At 39.5% G+C, this 19,174-nt stretch carries 19 protein-coding genes; 18 read left to right on the forward strand and 1 reads right to left on the reverse strand.

Annotation, left to right across the window (positions count from 1 at the left end; genetic code table 11):
* Window positions 1–107: 107 nt before the first annotated feature.
* The 5 genes from FD44_RS02045 to FD44_RS02065 all read left to right on the forward strand — a co-directional run bounded on the left by FD44_RS02045 (window position 108) and on the right by FD44_RS02065 (window position 5,225).
* Window positions 108–983, forward strand: coding sequence for a YitT family protein (locus tag FD44_RS02045; RefSeq protein ID WP_010619741.1), 876 nt, complete (start codon window positions 108–110; stop codon window positions 981–983).
* Between the two features lie 105 nt (window positions 984–1,088).
* On the forward strand, window positions 1,089–2,234 hold the full coding sequence (locus FD44_RS02050; protein ID WP_010619742.1) for a CDP-glycerol glycerophosphotransferase family protein: 1,146 nt from the start codon (window positions 1,089–1,091) through the stop codon (window positions 2,232–2,234).
* Between the two features lie 38 nt (window positions 2,235–2,272).
* Window positions 2,273–3,082, forward strand: coding sequence for an ABC transporter permease (locus FD44_RS02055; protein WP_010619743.1), 810 nt, complete (start codon window positions 2,273–2,275; stop codon window positions 3,080–3,082).
* Window positions 3,083–3,106: 24 nt separating this feature from the next.
* Window positions 3,107–4,321, forward strand: coding sequence for a CDP-glycerol glycerophosphotransferase family protein (locus tag FD44_RS02060; protein WP_010619744.1), 1,215 nt, complete (start codon window positions 3,107–3,109; stop codon window positions 4,319–4,321).
* On the forward strand, window positions 4,314–5,225 hold the full coding sequence (locus FD44_RS02065; RefSeq protein WP_010619745.1) for a deoxyribonuclease IV: 912 nt from the start codon (window positions 4,314–4,316) through the stop codon (window positions 5,223–5,225). Before FD44_RS02060 ends, FD44_RS02065 begins: the two co-directional genes overlap by 8 nt.
* 1 nt (window position 5,226) lies before the next feature.
* Here the strand turns inward: FD44_RS02065 and FD44_RS02070 are convergent, their stop codons facing one another.
* A complete protein-coding gene (locus FD44_RS02070; RefSeq protein ID WP_010619746.1) occupies window positions 5,227–6,042 on the reverse strand; it encodes a pyruvate, water dikinase regulatory protein in 816 nt (271 codons plus the stop codon).
* A 200-nt stretch (window positions 6,043–6,242) separates the two neighbouring features.
* On the opposite strand from FD44_RS02070, the gene rpsU reads away from it, so the two are divergent.
* From rpsU to FD44_RS02135, 13 genes are all read left to right on the forward strand, one after another.
* Window positions 6,243–6,428: a 30S ribosomal protein S21 gene (gene rpsU, locus FD44_RS02075; RefSeq protein WP_010619747.1), complete on the forward strand. Its 186-nt coding sequence runs from the start codon at window positions 6,243–6,245 to the stop codon at window positions 6,426–6,428.
* 60 nt (window positions 6,429–6,488) lie between these two features.
* On the forward strand, window positions 6,489–6,932 hold the full coding sequence (locus FD44_RS02080; RefSeq protein WP_010619748.1) for a GatB/YqeY domain-containing protein: 444 nt from the start codon (window positions 6,489–6,491) through the stop codon (window positions 6,930–6,932).
* A gap of 170 nt (window positions 6,933–7,102) precedes the next feature.
* On the forward strand, window positions 7,103–8,086 hold the full coding sequence (locus FD44_RS02085) for a PhoH family protein (RefSeq protein WP_010619749.1): 984 nt from the start codon (window positions 7,103–7,105) through the stop codon (window positions 8,084–8,086).
* Between the two features lie 2 nt (window positions 8,087–8,088).
* Complete coding sequence (ybeY, locus tag FD44_RS02090) at window positions 8,089–8,571, forward strand: rRNA maturation RNase YbeY (protein ID WP_010619750.1); 483 nt, start codon at window positions 8,089–8,091, stop codon at window positions 8,569–8,571.
* A complete protein-coding gene (locus FD44_RS02095; protein ID WP_010619751.1) occupies window positions 8,549–8,947 on the forward strand; it encodes a diacylglycerol kinase family protein in 399 nt (132 codons plus the stop codon). Before ybeY ends, FD44_RS02095 begins: the two co-directional genes overlap by 23 nt.
* A 15-nt stretch (window positions 8,948–8,962) precedes the next feature.
* Window positions 8,963–9,868 carry a GTPase Era gene (era, locus tag FD44_RS02100; RefSeq protein ID WP_010619752.1) on the forward strand — a complete coding sequence of 302 codons (906 nt, stop codon included), beginning with the start codon at window positions 8,963–8,965 and terminating at the stop codon, window positions 9,866–9,868.
* 13 nt (window positions 9,869–9,881) lie between these two features.
* Window positions 9,882–10,658, forward strand: a complete 777-nt coding sequence (gene recO / locus FD44_RS02105) for a DNA repair protein RecO (protein WP_010619753.1) — start codon at window positions 9,882–9,884, stop codon at window positions 10,656–10,658.
* Window positions 10,659–10,927: 269 nt separating this feature from the next.
* Window positions 10,928–11,851, forward strand: a complete 924-nt coding sequence (glyQ, locus tag FD44_RS02110; protein WP_010619754.1) for a glycine--tRNA ligase subunit alpha — start codon at window positions 10,928–10,930, stop codon at window positions 11,849–11,851.
* Window positions 11,851–13,917, forward strand: a complete 2,067-nt coding sequence (gene glyS, locus FD44_RS02115) for a glycine--tRNA ligase subunit beta (RefSeq protein ID WP_010619755.1) — start codon at window positions 11,851–11,853, stop codon at window positions 13,915–13,917. Before glyQ ends, glyS begins: the two co-directional genes overlap by 1 nt.
* Window positions 13,918–14,061: 144 nt before the next feature.
* Window positions 14,062–15,909 carry a DNA primase gene (gene dnaG, locus FD44_RS02120; protein WP_010619756.1) on the forward strand — a complete coding sequence of 616 codons (1,848 nt, stop codon included), beginning with the start codon at window positions 14,062–14,064 and terminating at the stop codon, window positions 15,907–15,909.
* A 14-nt stretch (window positions 15,910–15,923) separates the two neighbouring features.
* On the forward strand, window positions 15,924–17,156 hold the full coding sequence (gene rpoD, locus FD44_RS02125) for an RNA polymerase sigma factor RpoD (protein WP_010619757.1): 1,233 nt from the start codon (window positions 15,924–15,926) through the stop codon (window positions 17,154–17,156).
* Window positions 17,157–17,364: 208 nt separating this feature from the next.
* Window positions 17,365–18,060, forward strand: a complete 696-nt coding sequence (locus FD44_RS02130) for a tRNA (adenine(22)-N(1))-methyltransferase (protein WP_010619758.1) — start codon at window positions 17,365–17,367, stop codon at window positions 18,058–18,060.
* Window positions 18,057–19,166, forward strand: coding sequence for a Nif3-like dinuclear metal center hexameric protein (locus FD44_RS02135; RefSeq protein WP_010619759.1), 1,110 nt, complete (start codon window positions 18,057–18,059; stop codon window positions 19,164–19,166). Before FD44_RS02130 ends, FD44_RS02135 begins: the two co-directional genes overlap by 4 nt.
* Window positions 19,167–19,174: the final 8 nt, after the last annotated feature.

The following is a 19,174-nucleotide window of genomic DNA, read 5'->3' on the forward strand; positions in this document are numbered from 1 at the left end:
CGAGTATTTCTATCGGGTCTTTTTTTATGTCTACATAATTTCTATGGTTCATAACGCTGCAAAATGTTATTCTAGTAATGGCAAAGAAAAGTGAGGCAGAAGAAAAAATGGATGACGTTCAAAAACTAATACGCAGACACCAGTCAATCACCAAAGCATCGACTGCTTTCATTTATGCTATTTTAGTTTCAATTGCGATGAATTTCTTTTGGACGCCAGGGCACATTTATTCTTCAGGAATTACGGGACTGGCTCAATTACTAACAACAGTTTCATCACAGACAATGCCAGTCACGATTTCAACGGCGCTTGGATTATTAGTCTTAAATATTCCATTGTTCTTTGTTGCCTGGAAAAATATTGGCAGAAACTTTACCATTTTTACAATTATTTCGGTCGTGTTAGCTAGTATAATGATAAAGTCATTGAATCCAATTCACTTAACAACTGATCCCATCATTTGTGCAATCTTTGGGGGAGCTGTGAATGGGTTTGGGACTGGAACGGCGCTTAAAAATGGTATCTCAACTGGTGGCTTGGATATCTTAGGGATTGTCATCAGGCGTAAGACCGGGAAATCCATTGGAACGATTAACATTATTTTTAATATGTTTATAGTGGTTGCCGCTGGATTTGAATATGGTTGGCCATACGCCTTTTATTCGGTTATTGGACTGGTTGTAAATGCCAGGGTCATGGATATGGTGTACACCCGTCAGCAACGGATGCAGGTCATGATCATTACCGATCGTCCTAAAACGGTAATTGATTCCGTACAGAATCATATTCGACGAGGAATCACAATCGTTCATGATGCAGAAGGGGCCTATCACCATGATACAAAAACAATTTTATTTACGGTCATTTCGCGTTATGAAATGTCTGAGTTAGAGGAAGCAATGGAAGAATCGGATCCAAAGGCATTCGTTAGTATCTCTGATACAGTTAAGATTCTCGGCCACTTTTATGAACCAAAGCTTTGAGAATTTTAGATTTAGTTATGTGCCTTTAAAAACGAATGGAACGGGCGAATTTATGTGGTATAATACCAAAAGTGTTGAGAAGAATATTAAAAATGGTGGTCTGTTGTGAAAGTCATTTATTTATGGTTAATTCGAATTATTTCTGGATTATTTCAGTTTCGACGTAAGCGAAATATGACTTACTTCGTTAGCTTTGACAATAATCTGGATTTGATAAAGGCAATTGCCAAGAAATTACCAAACAAAAAGCGGTTAACTGTTTTTTATGACCCTAGTATTGAAGCTGCCGCCACTGATCTGGCTGCAAGAGGGATTCGAACGATTCAATTTCATAACAATTTGTCGTTCGTTTTCAAATACATTCCACTTGTGATGACGTCTAGAGTATTATTTTGTGATAATTACTATGCTTTTTTGGGTGGTCTTGTTCATCCGAAAAGGTTAAAAATTGTTCAGCTGTGGCATGCAAATGGTGCAATCAAACGATTCGGGTGGGAAGATTATGCGACTAAAAATCGGTCGAAGGCAGCTAAGAGCCGCTTTCAATCTGTTTATAACCACTTTGATGATTACGTTGTCGCTTCAAAAGCGATGGGACAGGTTTTTCAAAATAGTTATCACGTTTCGGAAGATAAAGTTAAACTACTTGGTTATCCAAGATCTGATCGTTTTTTACATACAACTTGGATTAATCGAGCGAGGAGTCGAGTCTACCGTGTGGCGCCAGAACTGATTGGCCGGCGAGTGATTTTTTACGCTCCAACGTATCGCGAGGGAATCGACTTTAAGCTTCCTAACGGTGTGATTGATGCATTAAAATCTGATCCGGACGCCATTGTAATTATCAAACTTCATCCTGTTCTTAAGAAGCAAGAAGCGAAATTACGGCATTTTAGCAGTTCATCAGTTAGATTTTACGATCAGCTTCCCACGGCAGACATATTGACGGTTACCGACACGTTAGTCACTGATTATTCGTCGGTTGCTTTTGACTTTTCTTTACTAAAGAACGCAAAAACGCTGATATTCTTCATGTTTGATCTAGCAGCATATGAGAAAGCACCAGGAATCCAAAGTGATTTGATTAAGTATTTACCAACAGAACCGGTCAAAACTGTTCAAGGCTTAACGAAAGCAATAATAGAAAATAAAACGACAGATTTTACCGAATTCAACGCAAATTGGAATGGTTATAACGACGGTGAGGCAACTAAGAGAGTTGTTGCCCGATACTGCGCTTTAATTAAATAACAAAAATCTTTATTTTACATTAAGGGAGTGTAAGTGACTTGAAAGAGGTCATTACGTTATTCAAAGAACAAATAAAAAATATCGGAATCATTTTCCGAATTTCTAAATATGAGGATATGGCTAGCTATCAAAGCCATTACTTAGGACTCGTTTGGGAATACCTTTACCCGTTAATTCAAATTGGGATTTACTGGGTCGTGTTTGGTGTAGGTCTTAAGCACGGTGCTTCAATGAATGGGGTTTCCTATCTTCCGTGGATGGTCATTGGAATCACGCCATGGTTTTTCATGAATCGTTCCGTGCTCGATGCCTCAAAGAGTATTTATCAACGGGTGGGAATGGTTTCCAAAATGAAATTCCCAGTTTCGATACTACCAACAATCAAAATTGTGGGTAATTTGAGCTCATTTTGGACGATGCTTGTTTTTTCAATTATCATTGGGCTGTTGAATCACGTTACCCCAACTATTTACTGGTTCCAGTGGATCTATTACTTTTTCTGCATGATTATGCTGTTACTGGCATTAGGAATTTTTAGTTCAGCAGTTTCAATTTTGATTCGTGATTTCCATATTTTGCTTCAATCATTAATGAGAATGCTTTTTTATCTATCTGGCGTTTTGTTCAACTTTGAAACGGATGCTTTCCCAGCAATCTTTGCGAGAATTTTACAAATAAATCCATTTTTCTACGTGGTATCCGGTTTTAGACAATCAATGGTCGGTAACGTGTGGTTCTGGCAAAGACCAACATTGACAATTGTGTTCTGGATGATTGTTTTATTCTTCCTCTTAGTTGGATCTCACTTACACTACAAGTTCAGATCAAGATTCGTAGATCTCATTTAGCATTGTTATGTTGGAGGCCAAATGATGTTCATTCAAAAATTAGTCAAAACAATTAAAATAATTATCAGAGGTGGACTCATCGTAATCAACGATGGGTTTATTTGTTTACCAGTTAAAAAAAGGCAAGTGATTTTTGAAAGCTTCAATGGCAAGGAGATTAATGATAATCCTGCGGCAATTTATCGTGAATTAGTCAAGCACCAGCAATTTTCAAAGAAGAACTTGTACTTTGGTATTAAGGCGAGAGAATTTAATCGAGTGCAAGCTGAGCATCCCGATGTTCAATTAGTGAAACGCTTTTCCCTAAAATGGATTTGGATTACTGCTCGTTCAGAGTTCTGGGTGTTTAATTCTCGAATGCCAATTTGGTGGAAGAAAAATAAACGAACAACTTATATTCAGACCTGGCATGGTACACCGCTCAAAAAGCTTGGAGTCGACATTGAAGACGTCAATATTCCCGGAACAACGACAGAAAAGTATAAGCGTAATTTCTTGCAGGAAACGAGTCGGTGGGACTACTTAATTGCTCCTAATGATTACTCAAGGCAAATCTTTAAACGGGCGTTTGGGTTTAACAACCAATTTATGACCGTTGGGTATCCAAGAAACGATCGATTGTATCATGCAAGTGAACAAGATATACAAGTAATTAAGAACAAACTAGTTGGTCAAACTAATAAAAGGGTCATCACCTATGCGCCAACCTGGCGAGATGATGACTTTATCAAAACGGGTCAATATCACTTTGAATTACCATTTGATTTAGCAAAATTCTTCGAGAGAGTTGGTAATGATTTTATTCTCGTCATTCGACCCCATTATTTGGTGAAAGATTTAATCGATATAACTGGATTTGAGAATCGCGTAAAAATTCTGGCGGATGAGGATATCAGTGATATTTATCTCATTTCTGACTTATTAATAACGGATTACTCTTCAGTGATGTTTGATTTTGCAAACCTGAAACGACCCATGTTATTTTATGCATACGACTTAAAACATTATCGTGATCAATTAAGGGGATTCTATTTTGATTATGTCGCAGAGGCGCCCGGTCCCTTGGCCACGAATGTGCAGACATTCTACGAGGAACTAGATAATTTTCGCAAAAACCGCGGCTTTCCGGAATATCAGGAGAAACTAAATGCTTTTAATGAAAAGTTTTGTGGTTTTGAAGATGGTCATGCTGCTGAAAACGTCGTTAAGAATATGATGGAGGAAATTAAAAATGAGTAAATTACTTTTAGGATCACACGTTAGTATGAAAGCACCCAAAATGTTTTTGAGTTCAGTCGAAGAAGCATTAAGTTATGGAGAAAATACGTTCATGATTTATACCGGCGCACCGCAAAATACTAGACGTAAACCAATTGAAGAGTTGAATATAGCAGCAGGTAAAGAATTAGCAGAAAAAAATAGTATTTCACCACTCGTTATCCACGCGCCATACGTCGTTAACTTGGGAAATACTATTAAACCTGAAAATTATAAATTTGCGGTTACATTCTTAAAGGAAGAAATTGCCCGTGCCGATGCTCTAGGTGCCACACAAATTGTGTTGCACCCAGGCGCACACGTTGGAGCAGGTGCTGAAGCAGCTATCGCACAAATCGCAAAAGGGCTGAATGAAGTGATTCAACCTACTCAAAAAGTCCAAATTGCGCTCGAAACAATGTCTGGCAAGGGTACTGAAGTTGGCATTACCTTTGAACAATTAGGGTCGATTATTGACCAGGTCGAGGATAATGATAAGCTATCTGTTTGTTTTGACACTTGTCACACTAGTGATGCTGGTTACGATATTAAAAATGACTTCGATGGTGTTTTAGACGAGTTTGATGACGTCATTGGACTTGATCGACTTAAAGTGGTCCATTTAAATGATTCCAAAAATGAACGAGGTAGCCATAAAGACCGTCATGAAGTCATTGGATTAGGAACATTAGGGTTTGATGTATTAAATGCTGTTGCGCATTCTCCAAGGCTTGCTGATGTCCCTAAAATCATGGAGACACCAACTGTAGGCCCGGACAAAAAGCATCAACTGTCACCACACGCATATGAAGTCAGCATGCTTAAAGCTGAAAAGTTCAATGACAACCTAATGTCAGATATTTTAAATCAAGCGCCCATTAATTAGTTTATAAATTTGACGTATCAATATCCAAGCTTTCCATTACTACTGAGGCCGTTTCTTCAATCGATTTATTTGATACGTTAATGATTAAACAGCCAAGCTTTTTATAAAGTTTGTGCGCATATTCCAATTCCTGTTTGATTTGGGTTGTATCAGAGTAGGCACTTTCTTTTGGAAGACCGTATGAAATCATTCGTTCCTGCCGAATTTTTCGTAGTGCACCAGGATTATTTGTTAAGCCAATAATTTTTTTAGGATCAACCTGCCAAAGTTCTTCTGGCAATTGTGTTTTCGGTCCTAGTGGGAGATTGGCTACTTTTAACCCACGGTTTGCAAGGAAGAGGGAAAGGGGCGTCTTAGACGTTCTAGAAACGCCCAGCAATACGATATCTGCCTTTTCTAAGCCGGAGGGATCTTTTCCATCATCGTAAGTCACGGCAAATTCCATTGCGGCGATTCTATCGAAGTAGGTTTCCGTCAAATTATGGTTAAGGCTTGGAACCTCAACGGGGGTTTCGTTAGTTCGCTTTGCCACAGAATCAAGTGCTGGTTGAATACAGTCAAAATGGCCCATTTGATTTTGGTCGGCAAAGTCATCTACAATGTTGCTAAGTTTCTTTGTCACTAGGGTGTGAAAGATAATTGCTTCATTTTTTTTGGCAAGATTGAGAATGCCTTGTAAAATTGATTCAGTTTGGATAAATGGAAATCGTTGGAACTTAGGATGAACGTTTGGAAATTGCGCCATTGCGGTTTGTGCGATGGTAAGTGCGGTTTCACCAGATGAGTCGGAAACGATAAAAACATCTAAGTCTTTCATTAAGAGACCCCCATATAATTTTTGTTAATTTCATTTTAACACGAGTCGTCTTTAAAAAAGTTTCAAAAAAAACGACTATTAATTCACTTAATTCGTTGACGTGCATAAATACATTATGTATAATTGATAAGAACTGTTAAGTATTGATTAATTATAAATGCCTGCAGTTACTACTTGAGCTCGGAGGGAGGGATTTTCATATGTCAAAGACAGTTGTTCGTAAAAATGAGTCTCTTGATGACGCTCTTCGACGCTTCAAACGTACAGTTTCTAAAAGCGGCACATTACAGGAATATCGTAAACGTGAATTTTACGAGAAGCCTAGTGTTAAGAAGAAATTAAAATCAGAAGCAGCAAGAAAACGTAAGAACAAGAAACGCTTCTAAGAACTAAGCTCCTGGCTTCCAGGGGCTTTTTTTTGAATAAAAATTAGGAGGATTCTAACTATGGGATTACAGGATCAGTTAACGGCAGATTTGAAAGTGGCTATGAAGGCCAGGGACAAGATGTCATTAAACGTCATTCGTTCTATTAAAACAGCACTTACGAACGACCGCGTTAAATTAGAACATGATTTAACTGAGGAGGAAGAGACCGCTGTTGTTTCTCGTGAAATGAAACAACGAAAGGAATCCTTAGTGGAGTTTGAAAATGCTGGTCGTGATGACTTAAGCGAACCACTCAAAGAAGAAATTAAGATCGTGGCAAAATATGCGCCAGAGCAAATGAGTCAGGATGAAGTTGAAAAAATTGTTAAACAAGCCATTTCTGATACTGGTGCATCCAGCATGGGTGATTTCGGTAAGGTTATGGGTAAGGTAATGGGACAAGTTAAAGGAAAAGCTGATGGCAACGTCGTCAACCAGACTGTAAAATCATTACTAAAGTAAAGTGAAGGGCTAGTACAAAACAATTGTTTTGTATCGGCTTTTTATTTTTCTCAAAACTTATTAACCGATTTAATTGCACCAAGTGGGTTAGTTAGATACAATTAACAATGTAAGTAAAATGGCTTCTTCTATGTTTTTAACTAATCTGAATTTAAAGGAGTTCCATATTTTTGACAGAGAATATTGATGTGGAAAAAGAATATATTTTAGAAAAACCAGAACAAAGCGTTGCCTTATTAGGTACTGAAGATATGTTTGTGACTTTACTTGAAGAGGGCATGAATGTTGAAATTAAGCCGTTTGGCGCTTCGATTAAAGTCTCAGGAGCGGAAAATGATGTTAATTCCGTCATGACAATCTTCAAGAATCTCACTGATTTAATTGGTCAAGGAATTCGGTTGAATAGCACCGATATCATTAGTGCAATGAAGATGGCAGAGCGAGGGACCTTAGAGTATTTCAAGGATCTATACACTGAGACCTTAATTAAGGATAACAAGGGGCGCCCAGTACGGGTTAAAAATTACGGTCAGCGTCAATATGTGCACGCCGTGAAGGATAACGACATTACCTTTGGAATTGGGCCTGCTGGTACTGGTAAGACCTATTTAGCAGTCGTAATGGCAATTGCATCCCTCAAGCGTGGAGATGTTGATAAGATTATCCTAACGCGTCCAGCAGTCGAGGCTGGAGAAAGCTTAGGCTTCCTTCCAGGAGATTTAAAGGACAAGGTTGATCCGTACCTGCGACCTGTTTACGATGCTTTGTACGCAATTCTTGGAGCAGAGCACACGAATCGGCTAATGGAACGGGGCGTTATCGAAATCGCACCTTTGGCTTATATGCGAGGTCGAACGTTGGAAACTGCATTCGTGATTTTGGATGAAGCACAGAATACAACGAATTCTCAAATGAAAATGTTTCTCACTAGACTTGGGTTCGGCTCGAAAATGATTGTCAACGGAGATATTACCCAAATCGATTTACCAAGCAACTCAATGAGCGGTCTAGTGCAGGCAAAGCGAATCTTAAATGGGGTAAAGCACATTGAATTTGTCCAATTTAATTCTGAGGATGTTGTGCGTCATCCCGTTGTTGCAAGCATTATTAACGCGTATGAAGCAGTTGAATCTAACGGAAGTAGGTCCAAATAAAAATGGATTTAGAAATTTACGATAAAACCCAACAGGGTGTTTCTGATGACCGTCTTAATTTAATTAAAAAAGTTCTCGAATATGCCGGCAACTATATTAAGCTACCCGAGAACACTGAAATGTCAGTTACTTTGACGAATAATGAAAAAATTCAAGAAATCAATAAAGAGTATCGTGGCGTGGATCGAGCAACGGACGTGATCAGCTTTGCGATTGAAGACGGAGAAGCCGATGATTTTCCACTCAACTTGGACGACGAGTTAGCTGAGGAAATTCCTAAGAATATTGGTGATATTTTTGTCTCAATGGACAAAGTGGGTGAGCAAGCAAAGTATCTTGAACATTCATTTGACCGTGAGTTGGGATTCCTGGTTGTGCATGGCTTTTTGCACTTGAATGGGTATGACCATATGAAACCAGAAGATGAGAAAGTGATGTTCAAATTACAGAGGGATATTTTAGATGCTTATGGGCTTAAAAGATAAACAAACGACTAAAAATAAGAACTTTATTCAGTCCTTTATTCATGCGATGCAAGGAATATTTTCTCTTGTAACGACTGAGCGAAACTTCAGAAAGCACCTGCTATTTGGAATGTTGGCCGTGGTTCTAGGGCTTATTCTAAATTTAAATTTAGGGCAGTGGTTATGGATTATTCTGGCGATTTTTTCGGTTATCTCGTCTGAAGCACTGAACACAATCGTTGAATCGGTGGTGGACTTAATAGTTGGCCCTAAGTATGACGATTTGGCAAAAAAGGCGAAGGACGTTGCTGCGGGTGGTGTCTTACTTTCGGCGGCATTTGCATTTATTATTGGTGTCATCATTTTTGTACCAGAACTAGTTGCATTATTTCAATAGAGGAGATAGTTAATCGTGGATAATCCTAATTATAAGTCTGGATTTCTTGCCATCATTGGTAGACCAAACGTTGGTAAATCAACCTTTTTAAACCGAGTCGTCGGTCAAAAGGTTGCTATCATGTCGGACAAGGCACAAACAACAAGAAACAAGATTCAAGGAATTTATACAACTGATGAGGCGCAGATCGTCTTTATCGATACACCTGGTGTTCATAAACCTAAAAACCAACTTGGCGACTTTATGGTCAAGTCGGCTCTTTCTTCATTAAATGAAGTGGATGCCGTCTTGTTTATGGTTAATGCTGATGAAAAACGAGGCGCTGGTGATAACTTCATCATTGATCGTTTAAAAACAGTTAAGAAGCCAATTTACTTGGTCATCAATAAAATTGACCAAGTTCATCCCGACGATTTAATTGTGATTGTTGATCAATTTAAGAATGCACTTGATTGGAAGGAAGTTTATCCAATTTCCGCCCTTGAAGGGAATAACGTCAACGAGCTTCTCAATAAACTAGTTGATAACTTACCTCAAGGACCACAGTACTATCCTGACGACCAAATTACGGACCATCCAGAACGGTTTATCGTTTCTGAACTGATTCGTGAAAAGGTTCTTCAGCTAACTCGTCAGGAAATTCCCCATTCAGTTGCAGTTGTGGTTGAAAAAATGGCGCGCCAGGATGAGCAGAAAATTCATATTCAGGCAACGATTGTCGTTGACCGCTCAACTCAAAAGGGTATTTTAATTGGCAAAGGTGGCTCTATGCTTAAGAAAATTGGGACGCTTGCTCGTCAAGATATTGAGCATTTACTTGCTGATAAGGTCTATCTTGAGTTGTGGGTTAAGGTTGTTCCTGGTTGGCGGGATAAAGCATCAGCGCTTCAATCATACGGTTATCGTAAGGACGACTATTAAAGGGTGAGTACACTTGCCAAAACATAATATTACCGATTTTAATGGCATCATCATGTATCGAAAGGATTATCAGGAACGCGATTTACTCGTCAAGATACTGACTCGTGAATTTGGAAAAAAGATGTTCTTTGTGCGTGGGGCGAAGAAGCGCGGTTTTAAATTAACCGCAGATATTCTGCCCTTTACGTACGGTAAATACATTGGGGATATTAAGTCAGAAGGGCTTTCGTATATCAATTCAAGCAAGTCAACCGAGCAGTTTAAAAATATCTCAAACGACATCTTTAAAAATGCTTATGTTACTTACATTATGAGTCTAATTGACTTTGCCTTTCCTGATTCAGAGGTTCTCACTAGTTGGTATGAACCCTTTTTTACTGGTATGAAATTAGTAGATCAGGGGTTAGATGCTGCCGTAATCGCCAATATTTTTGAAGTTCAATTGCTTCCAGTATTTGGCGTTCAACCAGAGCTAAGGGGATGTGTTATCTGTGGTCAAACAAATCCACCGCTCGATTATTCGGAGTCATATGGTGGACTGCTCTGCGAGAAACACTATCACCTTGACCCCCGGAGAATGCACTTGGATCAGCGAACGGTTTACTATTTAAGGCAGTTTTCTGTTCTTGACCTAAAGTCCCTGCATTCAATCAACGTTAAATCAGAAACCAAGAAGCATCTTCGACATTTCTTGGATCAAATTTATGATGACACGGTCGGGGTTCATCCCAAAAGCAAACGATTTATCGATCAAATGAATGAATGGGAAGGACCACAAACTTCCATTTGACGTTGACAACCGCTGTGTTGTTGGCTATCATTGTCTTTGTTAATGTTTCAGGCATAGATGAAAGAGGATTATTGTTTTGACATCAGCGAGGCTTCGAAAGTGTGAGGAAGCCATAAAAACAATCATTTGGCACTTTCGGAGCAACTTAATTTAAAACGAAGCTGCTGGTTTTGATACCAGAAGTAGGGTGGAACCGCGATTAACGTCGTCCCTACGTAGACAATTAAAGTCTGCGTAGGGTTTTTTATTTGAAAAAAAGGAGAAATCAAATGACTAAGAAATTGACAATGCAAGAAATTATTTTAAAGCTTCAACAGTATTGGTCTGCACAAGGCTGCCTGCTTATGCAAGCTTATGACACTGAAAAAGGTGCCGGAACAATGAGTCCCTATACTTTTTTGCGGGCAATTGGCCCCGAGCCATGGAATGCAGCATACGTTGAACCATCACGTCGTCCAGCTGATGGTCGTTATGCCGAAAATCCTAATCGTCTTTACCAACATCACCAATTTCAAGTAGTAATGAAGCCAGCTCCAGAAAATATTCAGGACTTATATCTGGGCAGTCTACAGGAATTAGGAATTGATCCACTTGAGCATGATATTCGATTTGTTGAAGATAACTGGGAAAATCCTTCAATGGGATGTGCCGGTGTTGGTTGGGAAGTTTGGCTTGATGGAATGGAAATCACACAATTTACCTATTTCCAAGTTGTTGGGGGAATGGAAGTTGATCCCGTTACATCAGAAATTACCTATGGGCTAGAGCGTTTAGCTTCATATATTCAAGATGTTAACTCCGTTTTTGATTTACAATGGGGCGATGGTGTTCAATACGGTGATATTTTCAGAGAACCAGAAATTGAACATTCAACGTATAGCTTTGAAAAGAGTAATCAAGACATGTTATTAAAATTATTTGATGCTTATGAGAAGGAAGCTAAAGCTCAAATTGCCAATGGCTTAGTTCATCCGGCCTATGATTACGTATTGAAGTGTTCTCACACGTTTAACCTTTTGGATGCGAGAGGCGCCGTTTCTGTTACTGAAAGAGCGGGTTATCTCTCAAGAATTCGAAATATGGCTAGACTAATTGCAAAGGCTTTTGTAGCAGAGCGAAAGAAGTTCGGCTTCCCATTGATTAAAGACGAAAAAAAGCGGCAAGAATTATTAGCTGACAAGGAGGAGAAATAATGGCACATACCTTTTTATTAGAAATTGGACTAGAAGAAATGCCTGCGCACGTTGTAACGCCAAGCATTCGACAATTAGAGTCTAAAGTTAGAAAATTTTTGAAGGAAAACCGAATCGATTTTGACACAGTGACTGATTTTTCAACTCCTCGTCGGTTAGCCATCAGTATTTCAGGCCTTATCGAAAAGCAGCCAGATATTTCCGAAACTGTCAAAGGCCCAGCCAAAAAAATCGCGCAGGATGAGGATGGCAACTGGACCAAAGCTGCTATTGGTTTTACAAAGGGACAAGGCGTGACGACGGATGACATTACCTTTAAAGAACTTAAGGGAACTGAGTACGTTTACGTTGAAAAGCACGTCGTTGGTAAGGTTGTGAGTGACGTTTTAAAGGGGCTAAAGGACGTTATTACATCAATGACGTTCCCAACAATGATGAAGTGGGGTTCTTATCACTTTGAGTTTGTCCGTCCCATTAAATGGTTAGTTGCAATGCTGGATGATAGCGTTATTCCTTTTGAAATTTTGAATATCACGGCAGGTAACAAATCACGCGGCCACCGTTTCCTTGGGTCAAATATTGAACTGAAAGATGCTACGGACTACGAAGCAGCATTGAAAAAAGAATTTGTGATTGCAAATGCGAAGGATCGCAAAGACTTAATTCGTACCCAAATTCAAGAAATTGCCAAAGAGCATAACTGGAAAATCACGATTGATGAGGGACTACTAGAAGAAGTCACGAATTTAGTTGAATGGCCAACCGCCTTTTCAGGAAGTTTTGATGACAAGTATTTAACGATTCCAGATGAAGTCTTGATTACATCAATGAAGGATCATCAACGATTCTTTTATGTTTTGGATCAAAAGGGCACCCTATTGCCTAACTTTGTTTCCGTTCGAAATGGAAATGCCGAGCATATCGAGAATGTCGTTGCTGGAAACGAAAAAGTTTTAACTGCTCGTTTGTCGGACGCCATGTTCTTCTACGAAGAAGATCAAAAGAACCAAATTGCGGACTACGTTGATCGTTTGAAGGAAGTTAGTTTCCACGATAAGATTAGTTCAATGTACGATAAGATGATGCGGGTTCAGCAAATTGCACAAATCATCGGGAAATCGGTTGGACTAACTCGTTCAGAATTATCAAACTTAAGTCGTGCAAGTGAAATTTATAAGTTTGACTTGGTAACCGGCATGGTCGGAGAATTCGCGGAACTACAAGGCGTAATGGGTGAAAAGTACGCACTCTTGCAAGGTGAAACCGCTGAAACGGCAACTGCTATTCGAGAGCATTACATGCCAATCTCTGCTGAGGGAGCGCTTCCTGAAACAAAAGTTGGGTCGGTGTTAGCTATCTCCGATAAACTAGATAGTATCTTGACGTTCTTTGCTGCGGGGATGATTCCAAGTGGATCAAATGACCCATATGCTTTGCGTCGCCAGGCATACGGAATTGTTCGAATTGTGAATAATTTGAACTGGCATCTCCCAATTTCTGCTTGGGCGCAAGAATTTGTTGACGCTGAGGAAAATGCCAATGTTGCACCAAAGCTAGATCAGCTTGCAAAGTTGAGTGATGTTTCAGCATTTATCAAGGATCGCGTTAAAGCGGTACTACAAAGTAAAAAAGTTCGACATGATATTATTGACGCTGTTATTGCGGGCCAGAATGATGATGTCTTTGATTTATTCATTTCTGCGAAGGTTCTGACTGAACATGAAGATGACGCTAATTTCAAAGCGGTCATTGAGTCACTTGACCGAATCATTCGAATTTCAGTTAAAGGGGCAAAGAACTTAACCGTAAAGCCAGTAGACACAGCGCTATTCGAAAATGATTCTGAAAAAGAATTATATGAGGCTGTTTCTGCTATTCAAACAACCGACATTGCAGAATTATTCCAAAAGCTGGCTGACCTACAACCAGTTATTGATAATTATTTTGAAGCAACAATGGTGATGGTTGATGATGAGACTGTTAAAAATAACCGAATGAATCAGTTGAAATTAATTGCTGATTTAGCTGCCAAAATAGGTGATTTAGATCAAATTATTGTTAAATAATTTGTTGATTTTGTTGTGAGCTAAAAATTTGAATAAAGACACAATTGTGGTATCATATAAGTTGTGTTAATACGCAGTGAAAGCCGTTTAGTATCTTGATTACTAAATGGCTTTCAATGGTTTATTACGGTTGGGGGTGAGCAATTGGCGAATATACCTGAAGAAGTTATAGAACAAGTTCGGAAAGAAACGAATATTGCTGACGTCATTGGTCAATACGTTCAACTCAAAAAATCTGGAAATAATTTATTTGGTTTGTGTCCATTTCAAGAGGAACGGACGCCATCCTTTTCGGTCTCCGAGAGCAAGCAAATCTATCATTGTTTTAGTTGTGGCCGTGGAGGTAGTGTCTTTAATTTCATTATGGAAATAGAAGGTTTATCCTTTAAGGAAGCCATTGGAAAAGTGGCTGAATTCAGTCACATCCAGTTACCTGAAAATGTTGAGAATGATCTTTCAGATGGCGTTTCAACTGAAACAACCGTCAATCAACAGTTAATCGATTTTCATGAACAAGCAGCTAAGCTTTATCACCACATTTTGGTGAATACCGAGATGGGTGAACCGGCTTTGAAATATTTGAATGACCGGGGGTTAAGTGATGAAATTATTTCCACTTATAACCTTGGATTTGCTCCTGATAAGCGGCTCTTGTTGCCATTCTTTCAAGAAAAGAAGGCCGATTTTCAATTATTAAGACAATCTGGTCTATTCATTGAAAATCAAGAGGGCCAGTTAAGGGATCGATTCTCTGGCCGGGTCATGTTTCCAATCCGAAATCAGTCTGGAAAGACGATTGCATTTTCGGGTCGAGTTTTAGTAAAAGCTGAAAATTCTCCTAAGTATTTAAACAGTCCAGAGACCGATATTTTTAACAAACGAAAAGTGCTCTTCAATTTTGATATTGCACGAGCTGCCGGAAGACAAACAGGAGACCTTGTTCTTTTTGAAGGCTTTATGGATGTCATCGCAGCGTACCGAGCGGGCGTTAAAAATGGCATTGCGTCTATGGGAACTAGCTTAACTTCTGATCAAATCGTTGCAATTGAACGTATTACCAAGAAACTGGTCATTTGTTACGATGGTGATGAGCCTGGTCAAGATGCAACAAATCGTGCAATTGGCTTACTCAACGATGAGCCAAATTTAAACCTCAATATTGTTCAGATTCCTGAAAGGCTTGATCCTGATGAGTACCTAAAAAAGTATGGATCGGATAAGTTCCAAAAGCTGATTACGGGAGCAGTTGAGACGCCGATTGGATTTAAGATTCAATTTCTTAAAAAGAATCGGAATCTTGACAACGAAAGTGAACAATTGGACTACATTAATGATGTTTTAAAAGTTCTCGTAACACTTTCGTCACCGGTTGAACAGGATATTTATTTAAATCAGTTGTCTTCTAATTTTCACCTTGATAAAGAAACCCTAAAACAACAATTGTCTGATTTGCGGCAAACAATGCCACGCCAGGAGCATAGGGCTGGTAGCAATCAGCAACAGCATCGACCAGAAGTTGATGTTGTCTATCATCGTCAGGTGCATAAAATTGACCGGACGGAACGAGGGGAAAGAAATTTGTTAGTAAGGATGCTCCATGATCGAAATGTTTGGCTAAAAGTAACGGCAGTCGAGGCCTTCCATTTTATTCATGATGATTATCAGTCAATCTATTTGTTAGCTGAAGGGTATTTTGAAACTCATCACGAGGATTATAATTCTGCACAATTTATTGATTTCGTTAAGGACAAGCGATTGCAACAAATTATTGTGGAACTAGAACTTTCCCAGATTAGTGCAGAGAGTACAACGACTGAAATTGATGATTACTTGAATGTCATCATGAATCAGGCGCCAATCGACTCGCAACTAATTTCCTTGAAACAGGCGTTAGTTGATGCGGTTCGATTAGGAGATTCTAGTCGCGAACGCGAAGTTACTTTTGAAATTATTAAATTACAGCAGCAAATACAGCGTGAAAAACAAGCTTAAACGGAGGCATTTACATGGCTAAAGAAAAAACAACAGATACTGCACCAAAGAAAGAAACAGCAACAAGCACCACCAAGAAAGCCACTACAAAAAAGGCAACAACGGCAAAGAAAACGACCACCAAGGCCAAAAAGAAGACAACTGCTGTTAAGTTTGATAAAAAGACTTACGACAAGGATCTTAAGAAACTGATTAAAGATTATAAAAAAGACGGACACATCACCTATGATGTTCTGACCGATAAGATTGCTGCACCATTAAGCTTGAACGAAAAGCATATGGATAAGCTTCTTGAGGCCATTGAAGATGCTGGTATTAGTGTTGTTGACAAAAATGGCGATCCAGATCCAAGAGCTTTAAAGGCCGCTAGAAAAGTGACCGCTAAGGAACTAAAGGATACTTCTGCTCCTTCTGGAATTAAGATTAACGATCCTGTCCGGATGTATCTTAAGGAAATTGGTCGTGTTAGTTTACTAACTGCCGATCAAGAAGTTGAGTTAGCACTTAAGATTGAACAGGGCGAAGAGGAAGCTAAACAGCAATTAGCTGAAGCTAACCTTCGACTGGTTGTTTCGATTGCTAAACGATATGTTGGCCGTGGGATGCAATTCCTTGACCTTATTCAAGAAGGTAACATGGGTCTAATGAAGGCTGTCGAGAAGTTTGATTATCGCAAAGGATTCAAATTTTCAACTTATGCAACATGGTGGATTCGTCAGGCGATTACCCGTGCTATTGCGGACCAAGCTCGGACGATTCGAATTCCAGTTCACATGGTTGAAACAATTAACAAGTTAATCCGAATTCAACGTCAGTTACTACAAGATTTGGGCCGTGAGCCAGCGCCCGAAGAAATTGGTGCTGAAATGGATATGCCAACTGAAAAGGTTCGCGAAATCTTGAAGATTGCGCAAGAACCCGTTTCGTTGGAAACCCCAATTGGCGAAGAGGATGATTCTCACCTTGGTGACTTTATTGAAGATAATGATGCAACGAGTCCTGCCGATCATGCCGCTTACGAATTGTTGAAGGAACAATTGGAAGGGGTGCTTGACACCTTGACCGATCGTGAAGAAAATGTTCTTCGCCTTCGTTTTGGGCTTGATGACGGCCGTACGCGCACTCTTGAAGAAGTTGGCCGAGTATTTGGTGTTACCCGTGAAAGAATTCGTCAGATTGAAGCTAAGGCCCTTAGAAAGCTTCGTCATCCTTCACGTTCAAAGCAACTAAAAGATTTCCTTGAGTAAAACTTTATAAGTTACACTTACGATAATCTCTTTGCGATTGTCAGATGAAAAAGGATAAGTCATCTGATAATTGTGAAGGGATTTTTGTGTATCAGATTATTTTCGAATAATTCTGTTTGGGCAGGCTATTCTTAGTTAGGACCTTTTGATAACAGCCCCCAATTAACGTATACTTATTGTATGACTAAAGGAAGAACGGAGAATTACAATGGATGGGAATCATTTATCAAATCGGTTAAGTAAAGTTGCTGAATATGTACCAATAAATGCTAGAATGGCGGACATTGGATCGGATCACGCTTACCTGCCAGTTTATCTTGCGAACAACCGGTTAATCTCATATGCGGTTGCTGGAGAGGTTGTGAAGGGCCCCTTTGAAAACGCAAAACACGAAATAGTAAAAGAAGGGCTCGAAGAAATCATTCAACCAAGACTTGCCGATGGATTGGCCGCTATTGAATCAACTGATGAAATTGATACGGTTGTCATCGCGGGAATGGGTGGGGCATTGATTACCTCAATTTTAACTGAAGGCCGGCATAAGTTAGATAACGTCAAGCGGCTCATTTTGCAACCAAACATTGGTGAAGATAATATTCGAAAATGGGTTCAAGAAAATGGCTATCAGATTTCTGCAGAAGCAATCTTAGCAGAGGATGGTCATTCCTACGAAATCATTGTTGCAGACGCGACAACTGCTGTCGTTGAGTACCAACCCAAGGAGCTCCTATTTGGTCCATACTTAGTAAAGGAACGAAATCAGGCTTTTATTAATAAATGGCGGTTGGAATTGTTGCGATTAAAGGAAGTTGAAACCCAAATCAAATCCGCAACGACATCACCAGTCGAAAAGTTAGAACAAGTGGAATTAAAAATTAAAGCAATTGAGGAGGTATTAGGTTGAAAGCAAGTGATTTAATCACTCGGTTTGAGAAATTTGCACCAACAGATCTTGCAGAACCCAAGGATCCTGTAGGTCTACAACTTGGTTCAATTAATCGAGAAATTCAAAAAGTAATGGTTACCCTAGATGTTCGGCCAGAGGTGGTGGCAGAAGCAGTTGCAAATAACGTAGATTTTATTTTTTCGCATCACCCAATGATGTTTCGGCCAGCCCAAAATTTGGATTTGAGTGTGCCCCAGAATCAGATGTATGCCGACTTAATTAAGCACGATATCACTGTGTACTCGGCTCATACAAATTTGGACAACGTTGCCGGTGGAATGAATGATTGGCTATCACAACTAATTAATTTGAATCATACAAGTGGACTCGTTTTTCGAAAAATTGAACCTGATTATCTACTATCCGTTCAGGTGCCGAGCAATGATATTGATGCTGTTCGTTTGGCACTAGCTGATCTGGGTAGTCGAGACGGTGTGAGTGATGGTTCTAGTTTTCAAACTTCTGGAATTAGTTGGTTTACGCCAATGAATGATGAAGAAGTGGCGTTGGGTTCAGTCGGAGAACGAACCTGGGCAGATGAAGTGTTACTTAAACTACGGGTAAAAAAGCAAGATTTATCTCAGGCAATTGAAACCATGAAAAGAGTGCATCCCTCAAGTAGTCCAATTTATAACGTTACGGAGCTTCAAAATGGTGGGACGACGATTTACATGGGACGGATTGGAGAATTATCTGAACCAGTCACGGTATCCGAATTTGCAGCGCAATGTAAATCAATTTTTAATGTACCAGGCTTGAGATTGGTCAGTCAGCACCCTGAAAAAATGGTTCGTCGAGTCGCAATTTTGGGTGGTGACGGGGGAAAGTTTTATCCTGAAGCAATCGAAAAGGGCGCTGATGTCTACATCACTGGCGATGTTTACTACCATACCGCTCATGATATGCTTGCCGCTGGTCTATCGGTTATTGATCCCGGACATCATATTGAACGCATTTGTAAGCCTAAACTGGTTAAATTATTTGACCGCTGGAAAATTGAAAATGATTGGCAAGTCGACTTTAGTGAATCAAAATTAAATACCGATCCATTCACATTTATCTAAAAAGGGAG

Source organism: Secundilactobacillus malefermentans DSM 5705 = KCTC 3548, assembly GCF_001436395.1.
GTDB classification, from domain to species: domain Bacteria; phylum Bacillota; class Bacilli; order Lactobacillales; family Lactobacillaceae; genus Secundilactobacillus; species Secundilactobacillus malefermentans.